The organism is Microbacterium sp. NRRL B-14842, from assembly GCF_050470785.1.
Window position 1 is genome coordinate 1,524,663 of sequence record NZ_JBFLUM010000001.1, and the last position, 17,271, is coordinate 1,541,933.

Annotated in this window: 20 protein-coding genes; 6 read left to right on the plus strand and 14 right to left on the minus strand. The window is 69.0% G+C overall.

What is annotated here, in order from left to right; all coding sequences use genetic code 11:
* Positions 1-84: 84 nt before the first annotated feature.
* The 5 genes from AB1285_RS07645 to AB1285_RS07665 all read right to left on the minus strand — a co-directional run bounded on the left by AB1285_RS07645 (position 85) and on the right by AB1285_RS07665 (position 2,977).
* Positions 85-411: a DUF2469 family protein gene (locus tag AB1285_RS07645; RefSeq protein ID WP_017204525.1), complete on the minus strand. Its 327-nt coding sequence runs from the start codon at positions 409-411 to the stop codon at positions 85-87.
* A gap of 56 nt (positions 412-467) precedes the next feature.
* The gene (locus AB1285_RS07650) at positions 468-1,127 is read right to left on the minus strand and encodes a ribonuclease HII (protein WP_187663993.1); all 660 of its coding nucleotides are present in this window, start codon (positions 1,125-1,127) and stop codon (positions 468-470) included.
* Positions 1,124-1,849: a signal peptidase I gene (gene lepB / locus AB1285_RS07655; protein ID WP_187663992.1), complete on the minus strand. Its 726-nt coding sequence runs from the start codon at positions 1,847-1,849 to the stop codon at positions 1,124-1,126. Before lepB ends, AB1285_RS07650 begins: the two co-directional genes overlap by 4 nt.
* Before the next feature lie 119 nt (positions 1,850-1,968).
* Complete coding sequence (rplS, locus tag AB1285_RS07660) at positions 1,969-2,319, minus strand: 50S ribosomal protein L19 (protein ID WP_025103348.1); 351 nt, start codon at positions 2,317-2,319, stop codon at positions 1,969-1,971.
* 169 nt (positions 2,320-2,488) lie between these two features.
* Positions 2,489-2,977: an MFS transporter permease gene (locus tag AB1285_RS07665; RefSeq protein ID WP_187663991.1), complete on the minus strand. Its 489-nt coding sequence runs from the start codon at positions 2,975-2,977 to the stop codon at positions 2,489-2,491.
* 108 nt (positions 2,978-3,085) lie between these two features.
* Between AB1285_RS07665 and map the strand changes: the two genes are divergently transcribed.
* Positions 3,086-3,868 carry a type I methionyl aminopeptidase gene (gene map / locus AB1285_RS07670; RefSeq protein ID WP_280567943.1) on the plus strand — a complete coding sequence of 261 codons (783 nt, stop codon included), beginning with the start codon at positions 3,086-3,088 and terminating at the stop codon, positions 3,866-3,868.
* On the opposite strand, the gene AB1285_RS07675 is transcribed toward map, so the two are convergent.
* The 6 genes from AB1285_RS07675 to rpsP are packed head-to-tail and all read right to left on the minus strand — an operon-like array spanning position 3,831 to position 7,090.
* Positions 3,831-4,313, minus strand: coding sequence for a pyrimidine dimer DNA glycosylase/endonuclease V (locus tag AB1285_RS07675; RefSeq protein WP_187663989.1), 483 nt, complete (start codon positions 4,311-4,313; stop codon positions 3,831-3,833). The genes map and AB1285_RS07675 overlap by 38 nt on opposite strands.
* On the minus strand, positions 4,310-5,044 hold the full coding sequence (locus tag AB1285_RS07680; RefSeq protein ID WP_370429110.1) for a class I SAM-dependent methyltransferase: 735 nt from the start codon (positions 5,042-5,044) through the stop codon (positions 4,310-4,312). The genes AB1285_RS07675 and AB1285_RS07680 overlap by 4 nt, the downstream gene beginning before the upstream one ends.
* Positions 5,045-5,090: 46 nt before the next feature.
* Positions 5,091-5,795, minus strand: a complete 705-nt coding sequence (trmD, locus tag AB1285_RS07685) for a tRNA (guanosine(37)-N1)-methyltransferase TrmD (RefSeq protein ID WP_187663987.1) — start codon at positions 5,793-5,795, stop codon at positions 5,091-5,093.
* A gap of 19 nt (positions 5,796-5,814) precedes the next feature.
* Positions 5,815-6,432 (minus strand): ribosome maturation factor RimM, encoded by a 618-nt coding sequence (gene rimM / locus AB1285_RS07690; RefSeq protein WP_187663986.1) that lies wholly within the window; start codon positions 6,430-6,432, stop codon positions 5,815-5,817.
* Positions 6,416-6,646, minus strand: a complete 231-nt coding sequence (locus AB1285_RS07695; protein ID WP_025103341.1) for an RNA-binding protein — start codon at positions 6,644-6,646, stop codon at positions 6,416-6,418. The genes rimM and AB1285_RS07695 overlap by 17 nt, the downstream gene beginning before the upstream one ends.
* Before the next feature lie 6 nt (positions 6,647-6,652).
* Entirely contained in the window at positions 6,653-7,090 is a 438-nt protein-coding gene (gene rpsP / locus AB1285_RS07700) for a 30S ribosomal protein S16 (protein WP_280567961.1), read from the minus strand.
* Between the two features lie 208 nt (positions 7,091-7,298).
* Here rpsP and AB1285_RS07705 point away from each other — a divergent pair, with 208 nt between their 5' ends.
* On the plus strand, positions 7,299-8,450 hold the full coding sequence (locus AB1285_RS07705) for a glutamate--cysteine ligase (RefSeq protein ID WP_187663984.1): 1,152 nt from the start codon (positions 7,299-7,301) through the stop codon (positions 8,448-8,450).
* Positions 8,451-8,462: 12 nt separating this feature from the next.
* Here AB1285_RS07705 and AB1285_RS07710 read toward each other — a convergent pair whose 3' ends face one another.
* Positions 8,463-9,434 carry a sugar-binding transcriptional regulator gene (locus AB1285_RS07710; RefSeq protein ID WP_187663983.1) on the minus strand — a complete coding sequence of 324 codons (972 nt, stop codon included), beginning with the start codon at positions 9,432-9,434 and terminating at the stop codon, positions 8,463-8,465.
* 102 nt (positions 9,435-9,536) lie between these two features.
* Here AB1285_RS07710 and AB1285_RS07715 point away from each other — a divergent pair, with 102 nt between their 5' ends.
* The 3 genes from AB1285_RS07715 to glpK all read left to right on the plus strand — a co-directional run bounded on the left by AB1285_RS07715 (position 9,537) and on the right by glpK (position 13,663).
* The gene (locus AB1285_RS07715; protein WP_268776564.1) at positions 9,537-11,246 is read left to right on the plus strand and encodes a glycerol-3-phosphate dehydrogenase/oxidase; all 1,710 of its coding nucleotides are present in this window, start codon (positions 9,537-9,539) and stop codon (positions 11,244-11,246) included.
* Between the two features lie 92 nt (positions 11,247-11,338).
* Positions 11,339-12,112 carry an MIP/aquaporin family protein gene (locus AB1285_RS07720; RefSeq protein WP_187663981.1) on the plus strand — a complete coding sequence of 258 codons (774 nt, stop codon included), beginning with the start codon at positions 11,339-11,341 and terminating at the stop codon, positions 12,110-12,112.
* Positions 12,113-12,148: 36 nt separating this feature from the next.
* Positions 12,149-13,663 carry a glycerol kinase GlpK gene (gene glpK / locus AB1285_RS07725; RefSeq protein ID WP_187663980.1) on the plus strand — a complete coding sequence of 505 codons (1,515 nt, stop codon included), beginning with the start codon at positions 12,149-12,151 and terminating at the stop codon, positions 13,661-13,663.
* A 160-nt stretch (positions 13,664-13,823) separates the two neighbouring features.
* Here glpK and AB1285_RS07730 read toward each other — a convergent pair whose 3' ends face one another.
* Complete coding sequence (locus tag AB1285_RS07730) at positions 13,824-14,699, minus strand: LysR family transcriptional regulator (RefSeq protein ID WP_292797639.1); 876 nt, start codon at positions 14,697-14,699, stop codon at positions 13,824-13,826.
* Between the two features lie 78 nt (positions 14,700-14,777).
* Here AB1285_RS07730 and AB1285_RS07735 point away from each other — a divergent pair, with 78 nt between their 5' ends.
* Positions 14,778-15,689, plus strand: a complete 912-nt coding sequence (locus tag AB1285_RS07735) for an EamA family transporter (RefSeq protein WP_370429111.1) — start codon at positions 14,778-14,780, stop codon at positions 15,687-15,689.
* Positions 15,690-15,701: 12 nt separating this feature from the next.
* On the opposite strand, the gene ffh is transcribed toward AB1285_RS07735, so the two are convergent.
* A complete protein-coding gene (gene ffh, locus AB1285_RS07740) occupies positions 15,702-17,264 on the minus strand; it encodes a signal recognition particle protein (protein WP_187663977.1) in 1,563 nt (520 codons plus the stop codon).
* Between the last annotated feature and the right edge of the window lie 7 nt (positions 17,265-17,271).

The following is a 17,271-nucleotide window of genomic DNA, read 5'->3' on the forward strand; positions in this document are numbered from 1 at the left end:
TGACCTCCGCGGTCCGGAGCAGACAGCCCGGCCGCTGTGGAAACAGTGGAGAACGTGACCGTTGTGCAGGAACGGCGGCTGGAGTCACTCCCCGTCGAGCGAGAGCTCTTGCGGCAGTTCGAACTCGCGGCGTTGCAGCTCCTCGACGTTCACGTCCTTGAACGTGAGCACCCGAACGGCCTTCACGAACCGGTCCGCACGGTAGATGTCCCACACCCACACATCGCTCATGGAGATCTCGAAGTAGAAGTCGTGCTCGGTGTCCCGGCGCACGACGTTGACCTCGTTGGCCAGGTAGAAGCGACGCTCGGTCTCCACGACGTACTGGAACTGAGAGACGACGTCGCGGTACTCGCGGAACAGCGCGAGCTCGAGCTCACGGTCGTAGTCGTCGAAGGCTTCCTCATCCATGATGAGTCCATCCTATGGTCGGCGGGCGCCGGTCGCGGCATCCCGGCCGCGACCGCTCAGAAGAGCGTCGGTGCGTCGGCGATCGCCCACGACGAACGGTGGAACGGTGAGAGGCCGAACGACCGGATGGCCTCCCTGTGCTCCGGACTCGCGTATCCCTTGTTGCGGTCCCACTGGTAATCGCGGTGATCCTCGTGGAGCTCGGCCATGTAGCCGTCCCTGGCGACCTTCGCGATCACCGACGCCGCCGACACCGAGGCGCAGTCGCGGTCCGCTTTGACGACCGGCCGGACGTTCAAGGGCCCAGGATGCACGCGCGAGACGTAGTCGTGGTTGCCGTCGAGGAGGACCAGAGCGTTCTCGACCGTGGCACCCTGCGCCACCACCGCCAGCACGGCGCGGGAGGCGGCAAGGCCCAGCGCCCGCATGATCCCGACCTCGTCGACCTCCGCGGCGGTCGCCCAGCCGACGCCCGAGGCCTGCACCCACGCAGCCGCGCGGGCGGCGACGTCGGGGCGCCGGCGCTCGGGGACGAGCTTCGAGTCGCGCAGCCCCTCCGGCACGCGGCGACGAGCCCCCTTGGCGTCCATCACCGCCGCCCCGACGGCCACCGGCCCGGCCAGCGCCCCGCGACCGACCTCGTCGAGGGCGATGATCAGGTCGCACTCCCCCAGGAGCTTCCGCTCCAGGGTCAGTCGAGGCGTGATGACAGTCATTCGGGGTCCGGCACTCCGTTGAAGATCTCGTGGTGGCCGTCGATCGGTCCGAAGCGGTCGAGCGGCCAGGTCGTCAGGAACGCCTTGCCCACGATGTTGGACACCGGGACGAAACCGCCGCTGGGCAGCTCCTGGTGTGCACGGGCGTCGCGGGAGCGGTCCCGGTTGTCGCCGAGGAGCCACACGGAGTCCTCGGGCACGACGACGTCGAAAGGTTCGTTGGAGGCCGCGGTGTCGCCCTCGGGGAGGTTCAGGTAGCTCAGCTCATCGATCGGGGCACCGTTGATCGTGATCTGCCCCAGCGCGTTGCAGCACACCACATGGTCACCTTCGACGCCGATCACCCGCTTGACCAGATGGTCCTGGGTGTCGGTTGCCGAGATGCCGACAAATGTGAGCACCCAGTCGATGGCCTGGACCAGCGGCGGCTGTGCAGGTGTCTGCGGCATCGGGTCGAGCCAGCCGCCCGGATCCTTGAAGACGACGATGTCACCGCGCTCATAGCCGGTCCAGCGCGGGGTGAGCTCGTCGACGAGGATGCGGTCGTCGATCAGCAGCGTGCGCTCCATGGAGGCCGACGGGATGTAGAACGATCGGACCACGAACGTCTTGATGACGAAGGACACCAGCGCGGCGATGACGACGATGACCAGCACGTCACGGAGGAAGACCAGGAACCCGCGCCGCCGTCGTGTCGGGCGTGCGGACGGAGAGTCAGTCATTCGGTTCCTTCTCGAAGAGTGCACCGTGAGCGCACGGCAGTAACAAGGTTCGCACACCGGGGACAGAACGAAAGCACCCCGGGACATCGTGTCCCGGGGTGCTGTGAAGAAGCTTCGCGTCAGTTGTTGACGCGCTTCTCCTTGATCTTCGCCTTCTTGCCGCGGAGCTCGCGCAGGTAGTAGAGCTTGGCGCGACGCACGTCACCGCGGGTGACGACCTCGATGTGGTCGATCACCGGGGAGTGCACGGGGAAAGTACGCTCGACACCCACCTGGAAGCTGATCTTCCGGACGGTGAAGGTCTCGCGGACGCTGTCACCCTGGCGGCCGATGACGACGCCCTGGAAGACCTGGATACGAGAACGGTTGCCCTCGGTGATGTTGACGTGCACCTTGACGGTGTCACCGGGGAAGAACTCGGGGATGTCGGAACGGAGCGAAGCCGCGTCGACGGCGTCGAGGATCTGCATGATCGTCTCTCTCTGCACTCGCCTCAGGTCGGATGCACGGATTAGGAAGGAACAAGAATGGGAGTGTGCCGAACGGCGCTGACGCGTCCGCGGGCTCCCCTGGGGCAGAGCCGGTCACGGCACAAAGAACCATTCTGCCACGGATGGCAGGCCCCACCAAAACGAGCGCTCAGGGCCGGTCGTCGGTCTCCCGCACCACGATCACCTCGTGCACGCTGGTCTGCGTCGTCTCCGCGCGGGGCGGGGTCATCGTCGACCAGGAGATGGTCTCGCGAATCCGCGCTCCACTCCCCCGTGCTTCGTTCCAGAGCTGCCACAGCTGCAGCCACACCAGTCCGATGCCCACCACGATGGCGGCGGCGAGGAGCCAACCGAAAGCGCCATCGATGAAGAAGCCGACCGCGATCGTCAGCGCGTGCCAGAGACCGAACCCGGCGACGTCCCACCACGACAGGGCGCGCTCGGCGCGGACAGACGGCCGGGAACGCGTCAGCAGCGTGAGCAGGAGCTGTCCCACGAAGACCGAGGGCATCGCGATGAGCAGCACCCAGAGGATCGACCACCCGCCCTGGAAGACGGCCCAGCCGATGAGCAGCCACAGCGGCAGGAGGAAGGCCGAGGGCAGCAGCCAGCGGAAGAAGGCCTGTCGGATCCACATGCTCCGATGCTACGGGGACGTCACGTCCGCGTCACAGGTGTTCGCTGAGAGCGGGAGGCGCCGGGTGTCCGCACGATCAGGGAGAATGGACGGGACGAGAGGACACTGATGATCGAACTGCGCACCCCTGCCGAGATCGATGAGATGCGCGCGGCAGGCCGGTTCGTCGCCGAGACGCTGGCGACCCTGCGCGACGAGACGAAGGTCGGCACCAACCTCCTGGCGATCGACCGCCGGGCCCACGACATGATCCGCAAGGCGGGCGCCGAGTCCTGCTACATCGACTACCACCCGTCGTTCGGCGCGAGCCCGTTCGGCAAGGTCATCTGCACCTCGGTGAACGACGCGGTGCTGCACGGTCTCCCCCATGACTACGCACTCAAGGACGGCGACCTCGTCACCCTCGACTTCGCCGTCTCGGTCGACGGCTGGGTCGCGGATTCCGCGGTCTCCTTCGTCGTGGGCACGCCGCGGGATGAGGACCTGCGTCTCATCGACACCACCGAGCGCGCGCTGACCGCCGCGATCGAGACCTCGGTGGTCGGGCACCGCATCGGTGACATCTCCGCTGCCATCGCAGAGATCGCGCACGGCGAGGGGTACTCCATCAACACCGACTTCGGCGGGCATGGCGTGGGCCGCACGATGCACGGCGACCCCCACGTCGCGAACGACGGCCGCGCGGGCCGCGGGTTCCCGCTCCGCGCCGGCCTTGTGCTCGCGCTGGAGCCCTGGTTCCTCGCGACCACGGACGAGCTGGTCACCGACCCCGACGGGTGGACGCTGCGCAGCGCGGACGGGTCCCGAGGGGCGCACTCCGAGCACACCATCGCGATCACCGACGACGGGCCGATCATCCTGACGGATCGCTCGTTCCTCGGGGTGGACTGACCTCGGCCGCCGGGTCGGCGCGTTCCCAGGATGCGACCGGCCCCGGCACGACGGTGAACAGCGGGTGCGCCTTCGGGAGCGCCACATCCCCGTGCCGCTGAAGCACCTCAGGACTGCGCTCGGCGAGCTTCGCACGCAGGTGCTCCCATTCCCGCGCGAGCTGCCCCGCGGTGACCGGCATGGTCGGAACGGCAGGCTCCCGGCGCCGGATGCGCGTGCGGTCGAAACGGTAGCCGCGCGCGTCCGCCTCGTCGGCGACAGCGACGAGGTACGCGCCCACCGCGGCCAGCGGATCCGCTGCCTCCCGGAAGCGCTCGAGCTGCGGGTGTCGCTGATACCCCTTCGTGGCGTCGGCGAGCACCGCCTGCGCGAGCAGCGTCTCCCGCCAGCAGGCGACGAGACCCTGACGGTCGAGGTACTCAGGGTGCAGCGACCAGATCCTCATACGCGGCGGTAGCGGAACACATCGGTGAGATGGGGGAGGTCGAACTCCGCCTCCCCGCGCGTCTCGTCCGCGCCGTCCAGCACCGCCTCCAGGGCCGCCACCATCCCTGCACGCTCCGCGTCGTCCGCCACGAGGAGACTGCTCACCGTGCCCCAGCGTCGGAGGTAGACCTCGCGGCTGATCCGCTCCGTCCAGCGCACCTCCTCGTGGGTTTCCAGGACGAAGCCGGGGATGTCGGTCGCCGATGCGGAGGTGTCGTCGTCCGCGCCGACCGCGGGATGCGCCACCCGATGGCAGGCGAGATCCCACGCACAGGCGGGGTCGGCGCGATTCCAGAGCAGCCCGAGCGTCCCGTCGGCGACGAGTGCGCGGGCGATCTCGGCCGCCGCCGTATCCCGGTCGAACCAGTGGAACGCCTGCGCGACGCTGACGACATCGACGGAACCGTCCGGCACGGGGATGCTCTCCGCGGTCCCTGGCCGCGCCTCGACCGTCGGCAGCGTCCGGGCGAGGACGGCGAGCATCGGCGCGGAAGGCTCGACGGCGATCACCCGCGCCGCACGCTCGACGAGCAGGCTGGTGAACTTCCCGGTGCCGGCGCCGAGGTCGAGCGCCGTGGCCACCGGCGCCGGAACGATGATGTCGGCCGCACGCTCCGGGAAGCCCGGTCGGTAGCGGTCGTACTCCTCGCCGATGCCTTCGAACGATCGCGCGCGTGTCACATCCACCATGTCTCGACGCTAACAGCAGTCGTTGCCGCAGACGGTCGCGGTGCGGTCAGTCGTCGGTCGGCGCGTCCGGAAGCAGATCGGGGCGGCGCAGCCGCGTGCGGACGAGCTGCTGCTCGCGCCGCCATGCCGCGATCGCCCCGTGGTTGCCGCTGAGGAGCACATCCGGTACCGCACGCTCACGCCAGACAGAGGGCTTCGTGTACGACGGGTACTCGAGGAGGCCGTCCTCGTGCGACTCCTCGACCAGGCTCTCCGGATTGCCGACGACCCCGGGGATGAGACGGCCGATGGCCTCGATCATCGCCATCGTCGCGACCTCGCCGCCGTTGAGCACGTAGTCTCCGAGGCTCAGCAGCCGGACCTCGCCACGCTCGGCGGCGTACTCGAAGACGCGCTCGTCGATGCCCTCGTAGCGCCCGCAGCCGAACACGAGGTGGTCGCGCCCCGCGAGCTCCCGCGCGGTCGCCTGGGTGAAGACCTCGCCCGCCGGCGACGGGAAGATGATGGTCGGCGGCGCGGCGGTATCCGCGGTGAGCTCGTCGAGGGCGAGCCCCCACGGCTCGGGCTTCATGACCATGCCCGCTCCTCCGCCGTACGGAGTGTCGTCGACGGTGCGATGGCGGTCGTGCGTCCAGTCGCGAAGATCATGCACCTGGAGGTCGAGCAGACCCGAGCCGCGGGCCTTGCCGAGCAGGGAGAGCGTCAGTCCGTCGAAGTACGAGGGGAAGATGGAGACGACGTCGATGCGCACGGGGGAACCGTATCAGCGGTCACTCGGCAGCGTCGGAGGCGGTGGTCTCGTCCTCCGACTCGGGAAGCTCCTCGAAGAGCCCGGCGGGAGGGGTGACGATGACCCGTCCGGCCGCGACGTCGACGGTGGGGACGATGGCCTCGACGAACGGGACCATCACCTCGTCCGTGCTCCCGCCCGACGACGGCTTCACGATCAGGAGGTCATGCGCCGGCAGGTGCTCGACGCGGACCACGCGGCCGACGACGACCTCGTCCCGCACGACGTCCAGGCCGACGAGCTGGTGGTCGAACCAGGCGTTGTCCTCGGTCTCGTCCTCGTCCTGGTCCATCCAGAGGATGGCGCGGACGAGGCTCTCGGCGGCGGTGCGATCGTCCACGTCCTCGAAGAAGACGACGGGGTTGCCGTTCATCACGCGGTATTCGCGGACGACGATCTCCTTGCCGTGCCACGGAGATGCCTCTGGCACCTGCAACGTGAACGCGGCCCCGGGGACGAAGCGCCGCTCCGGATTGTCGGTGTAGAGCTCGAGCTTCAGCGCACCCTTGAGCCCGTGAGCCTTGACCAGGCGCCCGACGCGCAGTTGGTTACGGCCTTGGGTGCGGTCCTGCGACACCACGTCAGTCGTCCGCGACATCGACGCGGACACGACGCCCGTCGGCGAGTGCACTCACGAGGGTGCGCAGGGCCTTGGCCGTGCGGCCGCCGCGCCCGATCACGCGTCCACGGTCGTCGGGGTGCACACGCACCTCGAGCAGGTCGCCACGGGGCGACGAGGATTCGTGGATGCGCACATCTTCGGGGTGATCGACGATCCCCTTGACGATGTGTTCGAGCGCGGCGGCGAGCACGATGGATTACTCGGCGTCGGCGGCGGAAGCCTCAGCGGCCTCCGCGTCGGCGTCAGCGGCGGGGGCCTCCGCAGCGGGGGCCTCCTCCTTCTTCTCCGCCTTGGGCTTCACGACGGACTTCTTGGAGGCGTCGACCTCGAAGGCGGCCTTCGGCTCGGCGACCTTGAGGGTGGACTTGGCGTCCTTGTCGCCCTTGAAGGTGCCCCAGTCGCCCGTGATCTTGAGGATGGCGGTGACCTGCTCGGTCGGCTGCGCGCCGACGGAGAGCCAGTACTGCGCACGCTCGGAGTCGACCTCGATGAAGGAGGGCTCCTCGGTGGGGTGGTACTTGCCGATCTCCTCGATCACACGACCGTCGCGCTTGGTGCGCGAGTCGGCGACGACGATGCGGTAGTACGGCGCGCGGATCTTGCCCATGCGCTTGAGACGAATCTTGACAGCCACGATTCTCCTGAATGGTGTGGAAGGAAACGAACCGGTCGCCTGGAGCGTGGGGTGCACACCCGGCGGAAGCTCAAATGAGGAGGACGAGTGCTGGATAGAGGGTCGAGCACGTCGTCCGACCCTCTATTCTGCCAGATGCGCGCGCCGGGCGCGAAACCCGGCGACACGGCGTTGCGGAGTCGGCCCCGGCCCGTGTCAGACTGTCCCCGTGCAGCTCGACTTCGCCGCTTCGGCCCGCTCCACCGTCGGTCTCGAGTGGGAGATCATGCTCGCCGATCCCGAGACCGGTGATCTCGTCGGTCGCGCACCGGAGCTCCTCGCCGCACTGGAGGCGGAGAGCGAGGACGAGCGCCACACCGTCACCGGCGAGCTGCTCACGAACACCATCGAGGTGACCAGCGGGATCGGCGATTCCGTCGCGCACGCCGTCGATGACATCGCGAACGCGATCGCGGCGGTGCGGTCGGCCACCGATCCGGCCGGCATCGAGCTGCTCTCCGCCGGAAGCCACCCCTTCGCCCAGTGGTACGACCAGTCGGTGACAGACAAGACCCGCTATCACAGCCTCATCGAGCGCACCCAGTGGTGGGGGCGCAACATGATGATCTGGGGTATCCACGTGCACGTGGGCGTCGACGAGCAGCGCAAGGTCTTCCCCATCATCAACGCGCTGTCGGCGTATCTTCCCCATCTCCAGGCGCTGTCGGCGTCCAGTCCGTTCTGGGCCGGGGAGCGCACGGGGTACGCCTCCAACCGCGCGCTCGTCTTCCAGCAGCTGCCGACGGCGGGCTTGCCCTGGCCGCTCCGGGACTGGTCGGAGTTCGAGCGGTATCTGGACGACATGGTCCGCACCGGCGTGATGGCCGATGCCACCGAGGTGCGCTGGGACATCCGCCCCGCTCCGCGCTGGGGCACGATCGAGGTCCGCGCGTGCGACGGCCTCTCGACGCTCTCCGAGATGGCCGCGGTGGCCGCGCTCGTACAGGTCCTCGTCGAGCACTTCTCCCGACTTCTCGACGAAGGCGCGGCACTCCCCGATCTTCCGGCCTGGTTCCACCGCGAGAACAAGTGGCGCGCGGCCCGATACGGCCTGGACGCGCGCGTCATCGTCGACACGATCGGCACGCAGCGCCCCGTTCGCGAGCACCTGACCGAGAAGATCGAGGAACTGGCCCCGGTCGCCGTCGAGCTCGGGTGCGTCCGGGAGTTCGGCAGCATCGCGTCGATCCTCGACGGCGGGGCGAGCTATGCGCGTCAGCTCGCGGTCGCCGACGCCACGGACGGCGATCTCCGCGCCGTGGTCCAGCACCTCATCCGGGAGTTCCGGACCGGACCGCAGTCGTCGATCGAAGGCGAGTGACGCGGACGCGACTCAGTCCTCGACGAGTCGACGTGCGAGACCCTCGTCGAGCACCACGTCCGTGATCAGCTCGGCGGCTATCGCCGCCCGCAGACTCGCGAGCTTGGGCACACCCGAGACGACGCACACGCGACGCGGCACCCGCCGCAGCCGGTCGAGTCCCGGCCCCGTCGCCCGCGCGTTGAGCCGGATGTCGCGCCAGGAGCCGTCGGCCCGGAAGAAGACCGTCGCCACGTCGCCGATCGCATGGTCCTCCCGCAGACTGCGGTAGTCCTCCCGCCCGAGGTAACCGCCGACGTAGACGCGGCTGGGCACCTCCGCCGCCGGAGACCCGAGGCTGAACACGGCGATGTCCATCTTCGCCTGCAGATCGAGCACGCGGCGGGTGCTGCGCTCGCGCCACATAGCCTCCCGGGTGGCGGGGTCGTCGAAGAAGGCGGGCACGGGGAACTGCTGCACCTGCGCACCGAACGCGCTCCCGAAGCGCTGCAGGATGTCGCTGGAGTACTCCACACCGCTGGTCTGGGTGTTCCCGGCGCCGTTGAGCTGCACGAACGTCGTGTTGTGCGTCTCCTTCTGGGTGAGACCGCGACTGACCGCGCTGATCGTCGATCCCCACGCCACGCCGACGATCATGTTGGAGTCGACGAACTGGGACAGGAGGCGTCCTGCGGTCAGCGCCACGCGCTCCAGTCGCTCGACCTCGCTCACGATCTCCGCCATCGGCACGACGTGCGCCACCACGCGGTGCCGATCCCTGATGCGCTGCTCGAGCATTCCCAGACGCTCCAGGGGGGAGTTGATCCGGATGTCGACGAGGCCGCTCTCCCGCGCGAAGCTGAGCAACCGTGACACGGACGACCGGGAGGTGCCGAGCTCCTGCGCGATGACCTCCATGGTCTTGTCCTGCATGTAGTACAGCTGCGCGGCCGTGAGCGCGGCGATCAGCTTCCCGTCGCGCGACGGTGCTCCGGATCCCGCCATGATGACCTCCTCTCCCTCGATCCTTGCACATATGTGCAGCCAGCTTGCGCGCGGCGTCATGGAGGTCGATGCTGGTGGCAAGCAAGGAAGAGAGGGTCGATGATGATCGATTCCACCCACACGTCCCCGGAGCGGGACGCGGTCCGCGCGCTCCGGGAATCCGGGCGCACCAGCGTCCTCGTCATCGGCGGCGGCATCAACGGCATCTCGACGTTCCGTGATCTGGCCCTGCAGGGTGTGGACGTCGTCCTGGTCGAACGCGGCGACTTCGCCTCCGGTGCCTCCGCGGCCTCGAGCCACATGATCCACGGCGGCATCCGCTACCTCGAGAACGGCGAGTTCCGCCTCGTCCGGGAGTCGGTGGAAGAGCGCAACGGCCTGCTCAAGATCGCCCCGCACTACGTCAAGCCGCTGCAGACAACGATCCCGATCTACTCCACGTTCTCGGGGATCCTCTCCGCTCCCCTCCGGTTCCTCACGCACAAGAGCGGGAAGCCGAAGGAGCGCGGCGCCTTCCTCATCAAGGTCGGCCTCACCATCTACGACACGTTCTCCCGCGACGGCGGCACCGTGCCCCGCCACCGCTTCCTCGGACGCAAGAAGTCCCTTGCCGAGCTGCCGTCGATGGACCCGAAGATCAAGTACACGGCCACGTACTACGACGCCTCGATGCACGATCCGGAGCGCCTGGCGCTCGACGTGCTGCAGGACGGCCGCGCGAGCCACCCGGGTGCGGTGGCTCTCAACTACGTCGAGGCGATCGGCCGCGACGGCGAGCAGATCACCCTCCGTGACCGCGAGAGCGGCACCGAGTTCACCGTGACCGCGGATGTCGTCGTGAACGCCTCCGGCCCGTGGACCGACCTCACGAACGACGCGCTCGGCACCGACACCCATTTCATGGGCGGCACCAAGGGCTCGCACATCGTTCTCGACCACGGGGAGCTGCTCGAGGCGACGCGAGGTCGCGAGATCTTCTTCGAGCACTCCGACGGCCGTATCGTGCTGATCTACCCGCTCAAGGGGCGCGTCCTCGTGGGCACCACCGACATCGACGCCGACCCGCGCGAGGTGCCGGTGTGCACGGAGGAGGAGATCGACTACTTCTTCGACCTCATCCACCACGTGTTCCCGTCGATCTCGGTGACCCGCGAGCAGATCGTCTACAACTTCTCCGGCATCCGGCCGCTCCCCCGCCACGAGGACACCGCTCCCGGATTCGTCTCGCGCGACTACCGCGTCGAGGTCGACCGCAAGGGCGCCGTCCCGCTGGTGAGCCTCGTGGGCGGCAAGTGGACCACGTTCCGCGCCCTGGGAGAGTCGCTCTCCGACACCGTGCTCGGCCTCCTCGGCCGCACGCGCACCGTCTCCACGGCCGGACGCGCGATCGGCGGCGGACGCGAGTTCCCGCGCACCGAGAAGGCGAAGCGGATCTGGATCCAGGAGAACCTCGCCGGCGCCGGCGCTCGGGCCGATCAGCTCCTCGCCCGTTACGGCACCGGAGCGGCGGCCGTCTGGGCGTTCGTCGAGCAGGGGGACGACGCCCCCCTCGCCGGCGGCGACCTGTCGACCCGTGAGCTGGAGTGGATGGTCAACGAGGAGATGGTCGCCCGTCTCGAGGACGTCATCCTCCGCCGCACCAGCATCGCCTTCACCGGTGGAGCGCAGGCAGAAGTCCTCGACGAGATCGCCGACGCCCTGGCACCGCTCCTCGGATGGGACCGAGAGCGTCACGACGCCGAGGTGGAGCAGACGCGCCTGCTGCTGAACGAGCGACACGGACTCGACATCCCGTCCCGCACCCGCGGCTGACGGGGCCCCGACCACCGCGCCCTCCTCGCGGTGCTACCCCATAAGGGGTCGGGGCAGAGGGGCCCCGACCCGCAAGAAAGGTCAACGAAGACATGACTGACGTCAATCTCGGTCTCTACTTCCTCTCGGAGCTCGTCGGCACAGCGATGCTGGTCCTGCTCGGCTGCGGTGTGGTGGCGAACGTCGCCCTGGCGAAGAACAAGGGCTTCGGCGGCGGCTTCCTGATGGTCAACTGGGGATGGGGTCTCGCGGTGTTCGCGGGTGTGCTCGTCTCGGCGTACTCCGGTGCCATCCTGAACCCGGCCGTCGGTATCGGCCTCTGGGTGCAGAACCTGCTGGATCCCGCCAAGGGCATCGACTTCACGATGTTCCTCACCGCGACCGGGGCGGAGCTCCTCGGCGCGATCATCGGTGCCATCGTCGTCTGGCTCGCCTACAAGCAGCACTTCGACCAGGAGCCGGAGGCCGCCAACAAGCTCGGCGTCTTCTCCACCGGCCCCGCCATCCGCTCGTACGGCTGGAACCTCGTCACGGAGATCATCGGCACCTTCGTCCTCGTCTTCGTCATCTTCGCGTTCGCGGACTACGGCGACATCGAGGTCGGCACGCCCGGTGGCCTCGGCCCGCTCACCGCTCTTCCGGTCGCCCTGCTGGTGGTCGCGATCGGTGCATCGCTCGGTGGTCCGACCGGATACGCCATCAACCCGGCGCGTGACCTCGGTCCTCGCATCGCCCACGCGATCCTCCCGATCCAGGGCAAGGGTTCCAGCGACTGGTCCTACTCGTGGGTGCCCGTCGTCGGTCCGCTCATCGGTGGTGTCATCGCCGCCCTCGCCGCCCCCGGCCTTCTCAGCCTCGCCGGCTGATCCCCCTCAACCGCTCGGGAATTCAAAGGAGAACACATGGCTGACTACATCATCGCGATCGACCAGGGCACCACGTCGAGCCGCGCGATCATCTTCGACAAGAAGGGCAGCATCGTCGCCACCGGTCAGAAGGAGCACGAGCAGATCCTTCCCAAGGCCGGCTGGGTCGAGCACGACGCCGCCGAGATCTGGCGCAACGTCCAGGAGGTGATCGGTCTGGCCCTCGGTCGCGCCGATCTCACCCGCCACGACATCGCCGCCGTGGGCATCACGAATCAGCGCGAGACCGCGGTCGTGTGGGACAAGACCACGGGCAAGCCGGTCTACAACGCCATCGTCTGGCAGGACACCCGCACGCAGGAGATCGTCAACCGCCTCGCGGGCGACGAGGGCGTCGACCGGTTCAAGTCGATCGTCGGGCTCCCCCTGGCGACGTACTTCTCCGGCACCAAGATCACCTGGATCCTGGAGAACGTCGAAGGTGCCCGCGAGAAGGCCGAGGCCGGAGACCTGCTCTTCGGCACGACCGACTCCTGGGTCCTGTGGAACCTCACGGGCGGCATCGACGGCGGCGTGCACGCGACCGACGTCACCAACGCCTCGCGCACGATGTTCATGGACCTCGAGACGCTGGAATGGCGCGACGACATCCTCGAGGCGTTCGGCGTGCCGCGCTCGATGATGCCGGAGATCCGCTCCTCCTCCGAGGTCTACGGCGCCGCCGAGAGCTCGTCGCTGCTGCGCGAGACACCGATCGCCGGCATCCTCGGCGACCAGCAGGCGGCGACGTTCGGCCAGGCCGCGTTCCAGAAGGGCGAGAGCAAGAACACCTACGGCACGGGCTGCTTCCTCATCTTCAACACGGGCGAGGAGATCGTCCGCTCGAAGAACGGACTGCTCACCACCGTCGGCTACAAGCTCGGCGACCAGCCCACGCACTACGCGCTGGAGGGGTCGATCGCGGTCACCGGCTCGCTCATCCAGTGGCTGCGCGACCAGCTCGGCATCATCTCCTCCGCCCCTGAGGTCGAGGAGCTGGCCGAGAAGGTCGAGGACAACGGCGGCGTGTACATCGTCCCCGCGTTCTCGGGTCTCTTCGCGCCGTACTGGCGTCCTGACGCCCGCGGCGCGATCGTCGGCCTCACCCGCTACGCGAACAAGAACCACATCGCGCGCGCCGCCCTGGAGGCCGTGGCCTTCCAGACCCGTGACGTGCTCGACGCGGTCAACGCGGACGCCGGAGTGGATCTCAGCGAGCTCAAGGTCGACGGCGGCATGGTCGCCAACGACGCGCTCATGCAGTTCCAGGCCGACATCCTCGGTGTCCCGGTCGTGCGTCCGGTCGTGGCGGAGACCACGGCGCTTGGTGCGGCCTACGCGGCCGGTCTCGCGGTCGGCTTCTGGAGCGGTCTCGACGACCTGTCCGCGAACTGGCAGGAGGACCGCCGCTGGGAGCCCTCGCTCGACGCGGATGAGCGCGACCGTCAGCTGCGCCTGTGGCGCAAGGCCGTCACCAAGTCGATGGACTGGGTCGACGACGACGTGCGCTGATCACCGCATGACGAGGCGGGTCCGGGTTCTTCCCGGGCCCGCTTCGTCGTCTCCGGGCCGCCATCCGCCCGTTCACCTGCACGATCCGAATACGGTTGCCCACCCGTTCCGGCGGTTCCGTCGTGCATCTGTTCCGGGGTCGTGCAGCCGGAACAGGGTCTCAGGAGGCTGCCGCGACGATGTCGAGGAACGCGCGCGCGGCGCTGCGCGGTGCCGCGGCGTCCCAGGCCAGGTGCTCGACACGGACCGGGCCATCCTGGACCGCCACCGTGTCGACGACCTCCCGATACCCCTGCACCACCCCGGGCGCGAGCAGGGTGACGGCGAGGCCCGCAGCGACCAGACCGATCAGACTCGCGGCCGTGTCGGATTCGAAAGCCACATCACGCCGCACCCGCGCGGCCAGGAATGCCGCGTCGGTCTGCGCTCGCCCCGACGTGCCGGCGGGGAAGTCGGCGAACGCGGAGTCCGCGAGGTCGCTCAGCTGCACCTCCCTCGCCCGGCCCAGCTCATGCCCGCGGGGCACCACGGCCACCAGCGGTTCCCGGGACAGCGCGCGGGAGGCGACCCCCTCGGGCTGCACGCCCTCCCGGAGCCCGAGGAATGCGGCGTCGAGATCGCCCTGACGAATCGCCGCCACGAGCGCATCGCTGTTCCCCTCACGGAGCTCCACGCGGGCGGCTGGATGCGCGGCGCGATAGGCCACGAGAACCGCGGGGACGTCGACAGCGGTCACCGTGGGGATGACGCCCAGCCGCAGCGTGCCCACCACCTTCCCGCTCGCCGCCGCCGCATCCTCCCGGGCCTGGTCTGCGGCGCGGACCGCCAGACGCGCGGGGCGGAGGAACGCCTCTCCGGACTCGGTCGCGCGGACGCTGCGACTGGTGCGCGCGAACAGTCGCACGCCCAACTCGCGTTCGAGAGCGGCGACCTGGTGGCTGAGCGCCGACTGCGTGACATGACAGCGCTCCGCCGCGCGGGTGAACGAACCGGTGTCCGCCACAGCGACGACATACCGCAGATGCTGGAGCTCCATCCACTCATGATCCCGCTTCATAGATCGTGTGACAAGAATGCGTTGGACTCATACCCCGGATGCGCGCACCCTGGAGACATGAACCGCCTCACCCTCACCCTCGTCACGGCTCTCGCCCCTGCGACGTGGGGTACGACGTACCTGGTGACGACGGAGCTGCTCCCCGTCGGACATCCGCTCCTCGCCGGCCTCCTCCGCTCGCTTCCTGCGGGTCTCCTCGCGGTGCTGCTGGCCCGCCGTCTGCCGCACGGGTCCTGGTGGGGCAAGGTGCTCGTGCTCGGGGCCCTGAACATCGGCGCGTTCTTCCCGCTGCTGTTCCTTGCGGCCGAACGCCTCCCCGGTGGGGTTGCCGCCGCCGTCGCCGGAGCGCAGCCGCTGATCGTGCTAGGGCTCGGAGCGAACGTGCTCGGGGAACGTGTCCGACCGGTATCCGCCGCCGCCGCCGCCGTCGCCGGGGCAGCGGGGGTCGCCCTCGTCGTCCTCGGCCCTGCCGCCGCGCTGGACTTCTGGGGCCTCGTCGCGGCTCTCGGCGGCGTGACCGCCACCGGCCTGGGGATGATCCTCACCAAGCGCTGGGGCTGCCCCTCCGGCGTCGGTCCCGTGGCCTACGCGGGGTGGCAGCTCACGGCGGGAGGGCTGTTGCTCCTCCCCCTCACCTTCGTGGTCGAGGGCCCGCCTCCTGCCCTCGACGCGGGTGCGCTCCTCGGCTACCTCTGGCTCGCGACAGCGGGAGGGATCATCGCCTACACGCTCTGGTTCCGCGGTATCCAGCGCCTGCCCGTGATCGTGCCGGGCCTCCTCGCACTGCTCTCGCCGATCGTCGCGACGCTGCTCGGCGTGCTCATCGCCGGCGAGAGCTTCACCATGGTCCAGGTGGCGGGCATCCTGATCACGCTCGCCGCCCTCGTCGGCGGGCAGTTCGCGGCGCGGCCGCGAGGAACGCCGGCGACCGCGGTCGAGCAATCGGCCGCGCCCGTCGCCGTGCGCTGAGGTCCCGGCCGCTCAGCCCTTGCCGAACAGCTTCTGGATCTCGGCGAGGTCGGCCTCCGACGGTGCCTCCGCTCCCCCGCCGAGGCCGAAGCCCGAGCCGGTGGGTGCCGTGGAAGCCGCGAGGCCGGCGTTCTCCGCAGCGCGCTTCGCCGGGTTGCCGGAGCGGGAGCGGTTTCCGCCGCCGCCCTTGCCCTTCTTGCCGCGCTTCGACGAGGCCCCGGGCTTGCCCATTCCGGGCACCGGACCCATGCCCGGGATGTTCGGCGTGCCGCCACGAGCGACGGTCTTCATCATCTTCGCGGCCTGCTCGAAGCGCTGCACGAGCTGGTTGACGTCGGTGACGGTCATGCCGGAGCCGCGCGCGATGCGCAGACGACGGGAACCGTTGAGGATCTTGGGGTTGCGACGCTCGACCGGCGTCATGGAGCGGATGATGGCCTCGGTGCGGTCGATCTCGCGCTCGTCGAAGTCCTCGAGCTGCTGCTTCATCTGCCCCATGCCCGGGAGCATCCCGAGCATCTTCTTCATCGAGCCCATCTTCTTCATCTGCTGAAGCTGCTCGAGGAAGTCCTCCAGGGTGAAGGCCTCGTTCGCGAGCTTCTCGGCGACCTTGCGCGCCTCGTCCTCGTCGAACGCCTGCTGCGCCTGCTCGATGAGGGTGAGGATGTCACCGAGGTCGAGGATGCGGCTGGCCATACGATCGGGGTGGAACGGCTCGAGGTCCTCCAGCCGCTCGCCCGTCGAGGCGAAGATGATCGGACGCCCCGTGACCGAGGCGACCGAGAGCGCCGCTCCGCCTCGGGCGTCGCCGTCGAGCTTCGAGAGGACGACGCCGGTGAAGTCCACTCCCTCCTGGAAGGCCTTAGCGGTGTTGACCGCGTCCTGACCGATCATCGCGTCGATGACGAAGAGCACCTCGTCCGGGTCGACGGCCTTGCGGATGTCGGCGGCCTGCTTCATGAGCTCGGCGTCGACACCGAGGCGGCCGGCGGTGTCGATGATGACCACGTCGTGCTGCTGGCGGCGGGCGTGCTCGACGCCGTCGCGCGACACCTTGACGGGATCGCCGACGCCGTTGCCCGGCTCGGGCGCGTACACCGTGGCTCCGGCCTGCTCGGCGACCACCTGGAGCTGGTTCACCGCGTTCGGGCGCTGGAGGTCGGCGGCGACGAGGAGGGGCGTGTGCCCTTCGCCCTCGAGCTGCTTGGCCAGCTTGCCGGCGAACGTCGTCTTTCCCGAGCCCTGAAGGCCCGCGAGCATGATCACGGTCGGCGCGGTCTTGGCGAACTGCAGGCGCCGCTGCTCTCCGCCGAGGATCTGGACCAGCTCCTCGTTGACGATCTGCACCACCTGCTGCGCGGGGTTCAGCGCCTTGTTGACCTCGTCGCCGAGAGCGCGCTCGCGCACCTTCGCGGTGAAGTCCTTGACGACCGCGAGCGCGACGTCGGCGTCGAGCAGAGCACGACGGATCTCGCGCACCGTGCCGTCGACGTCGGCGGCGGTGAGCTTTCCCTTCGTGCGCAGGTTGCGGAAGGTGTCGGTAAGCCGATCGGAGAGCGTGCCAAAGGTAGCCATGGTGCCT

What these genes read in the sequence shown, in the direction of transcription:
- AB1285_RS07645 (WP_017204525.1), bottom strand. Translation starts at nt 411, where the DNA reads ATGGATGAGGAAGCCTTCGACGACTACGACCGTGAGCTCGAGCTCGCG.
- AB1285_RS07650 (WP_187663993.1), bottom strand. Translation starts at nt 1,127, where the DNA reads ATGACTGTCATCACGCCTCGACTGACCCTGGAGCGGAAGCTCCTGGGG.
- lepB (WP_187663992.1), bottom strand. Translation starts at nt 1,849, where the DNA reads ATGACTGACTCTCCGTCCGCACGCCCGACACGACGGCGGCGCGGGTTC.
- rplS (WP_025103348.1), bottom strand. Translation starts at nt 2,319, where the DNA reads ATGCAGATCCTCGACGCCGTCGACGCGGCTTCGCTCCGTTCCGACATC.
- AB1285_RS07665 (WP_187663991.1), bottom strand. Translation starts at nt 2,977, where the DNA reads ATGTGGATCCGACAGGCCTTCTTCCGCTGGCTGCTGCCCTCGGCCTTC.
- map (WP_280567943.1), top strand. Translation starts at nt 3,086, where the DNA reads ATGATCGAACTGCGCACCCCTGCCGAGATCGATGAGATGCGCGCGGCA.
- AB1285_RS07675 (WP_187663989.1), bottom strand. Translation starts at nt 4,313, where the DNA reads ATGAGGATCTGGTCGCTGCACCCTGAGTACCTCGACCGTCAGGGTCTC.
- AB1285_RS07680 (WP_370429110.1), bottom strand. Translation starts at nt 5,044, where the DNA reads ATGGTGGATGTGACACGCGCGCGATCGTTCGAAGGCATCGGCGAGGAG.
- rimM (WP_187663986.1), bottom strand. Translation starts at nt 6,432, where the DNA reads ATGTCGCGGACGACTGACGTGGTGTCGCAGGACCGCACCCAAGGCCGT.
- AB1285_RS07710 (WP_187663983.1), bottom strand. Translation starts at nt 9,434, where the DNA reads ATGGCGGGATCCGGAGCACCGTCGCGCGACGGGAAGCTGATCGCCGCG.
- AB1285_RS07715 (WP_268776564.1), top strand. Translation starts at nt 9,537, where the DNA reads ATGATCGATTCCACCCACACGTCCCCGGAGCGGGACGCGGTCCGCGCG.
- AB1285_RS07720 (WP_187663981.1), top strand. Translation starts at nt 11,339, where the DNA reads ATGACTGACGTCAATCTCGGTCTCTACTTCCTCTCGGAGCTCGTCGGC.
- glpK (WP_187663980.1), top strand. Translation starts at nt 12,149, where the DNA reads ATGGCTGACTACATCATCGCGATCGACCAGGGCACCACGTCGAGCCGC.
- AB1285_RS07730 (WP_292797639.1), bottom strand. Translation starts at nt 14,699, where the DNA reads ATGGAGCTCCAGCATCTGCGGTATGTCGTCGCTGTGGCGGACACCGGT.
- AB1285_RS07735 (WP_370429111.1), top strand. Translation starts at nt 14,778, where the DNA reads ATGAACCGCCTCACCCTCACCCTCGTCACGGCTCTCGCCCCTGCGACG.
- ffh (WP_187663977.1), bottom strand. Translation starts at nt 17,264, where the DNA reads ATGGCTACCTTTGGCACGCTCTCCGATCGGCTTACCGACACCTTCCGC.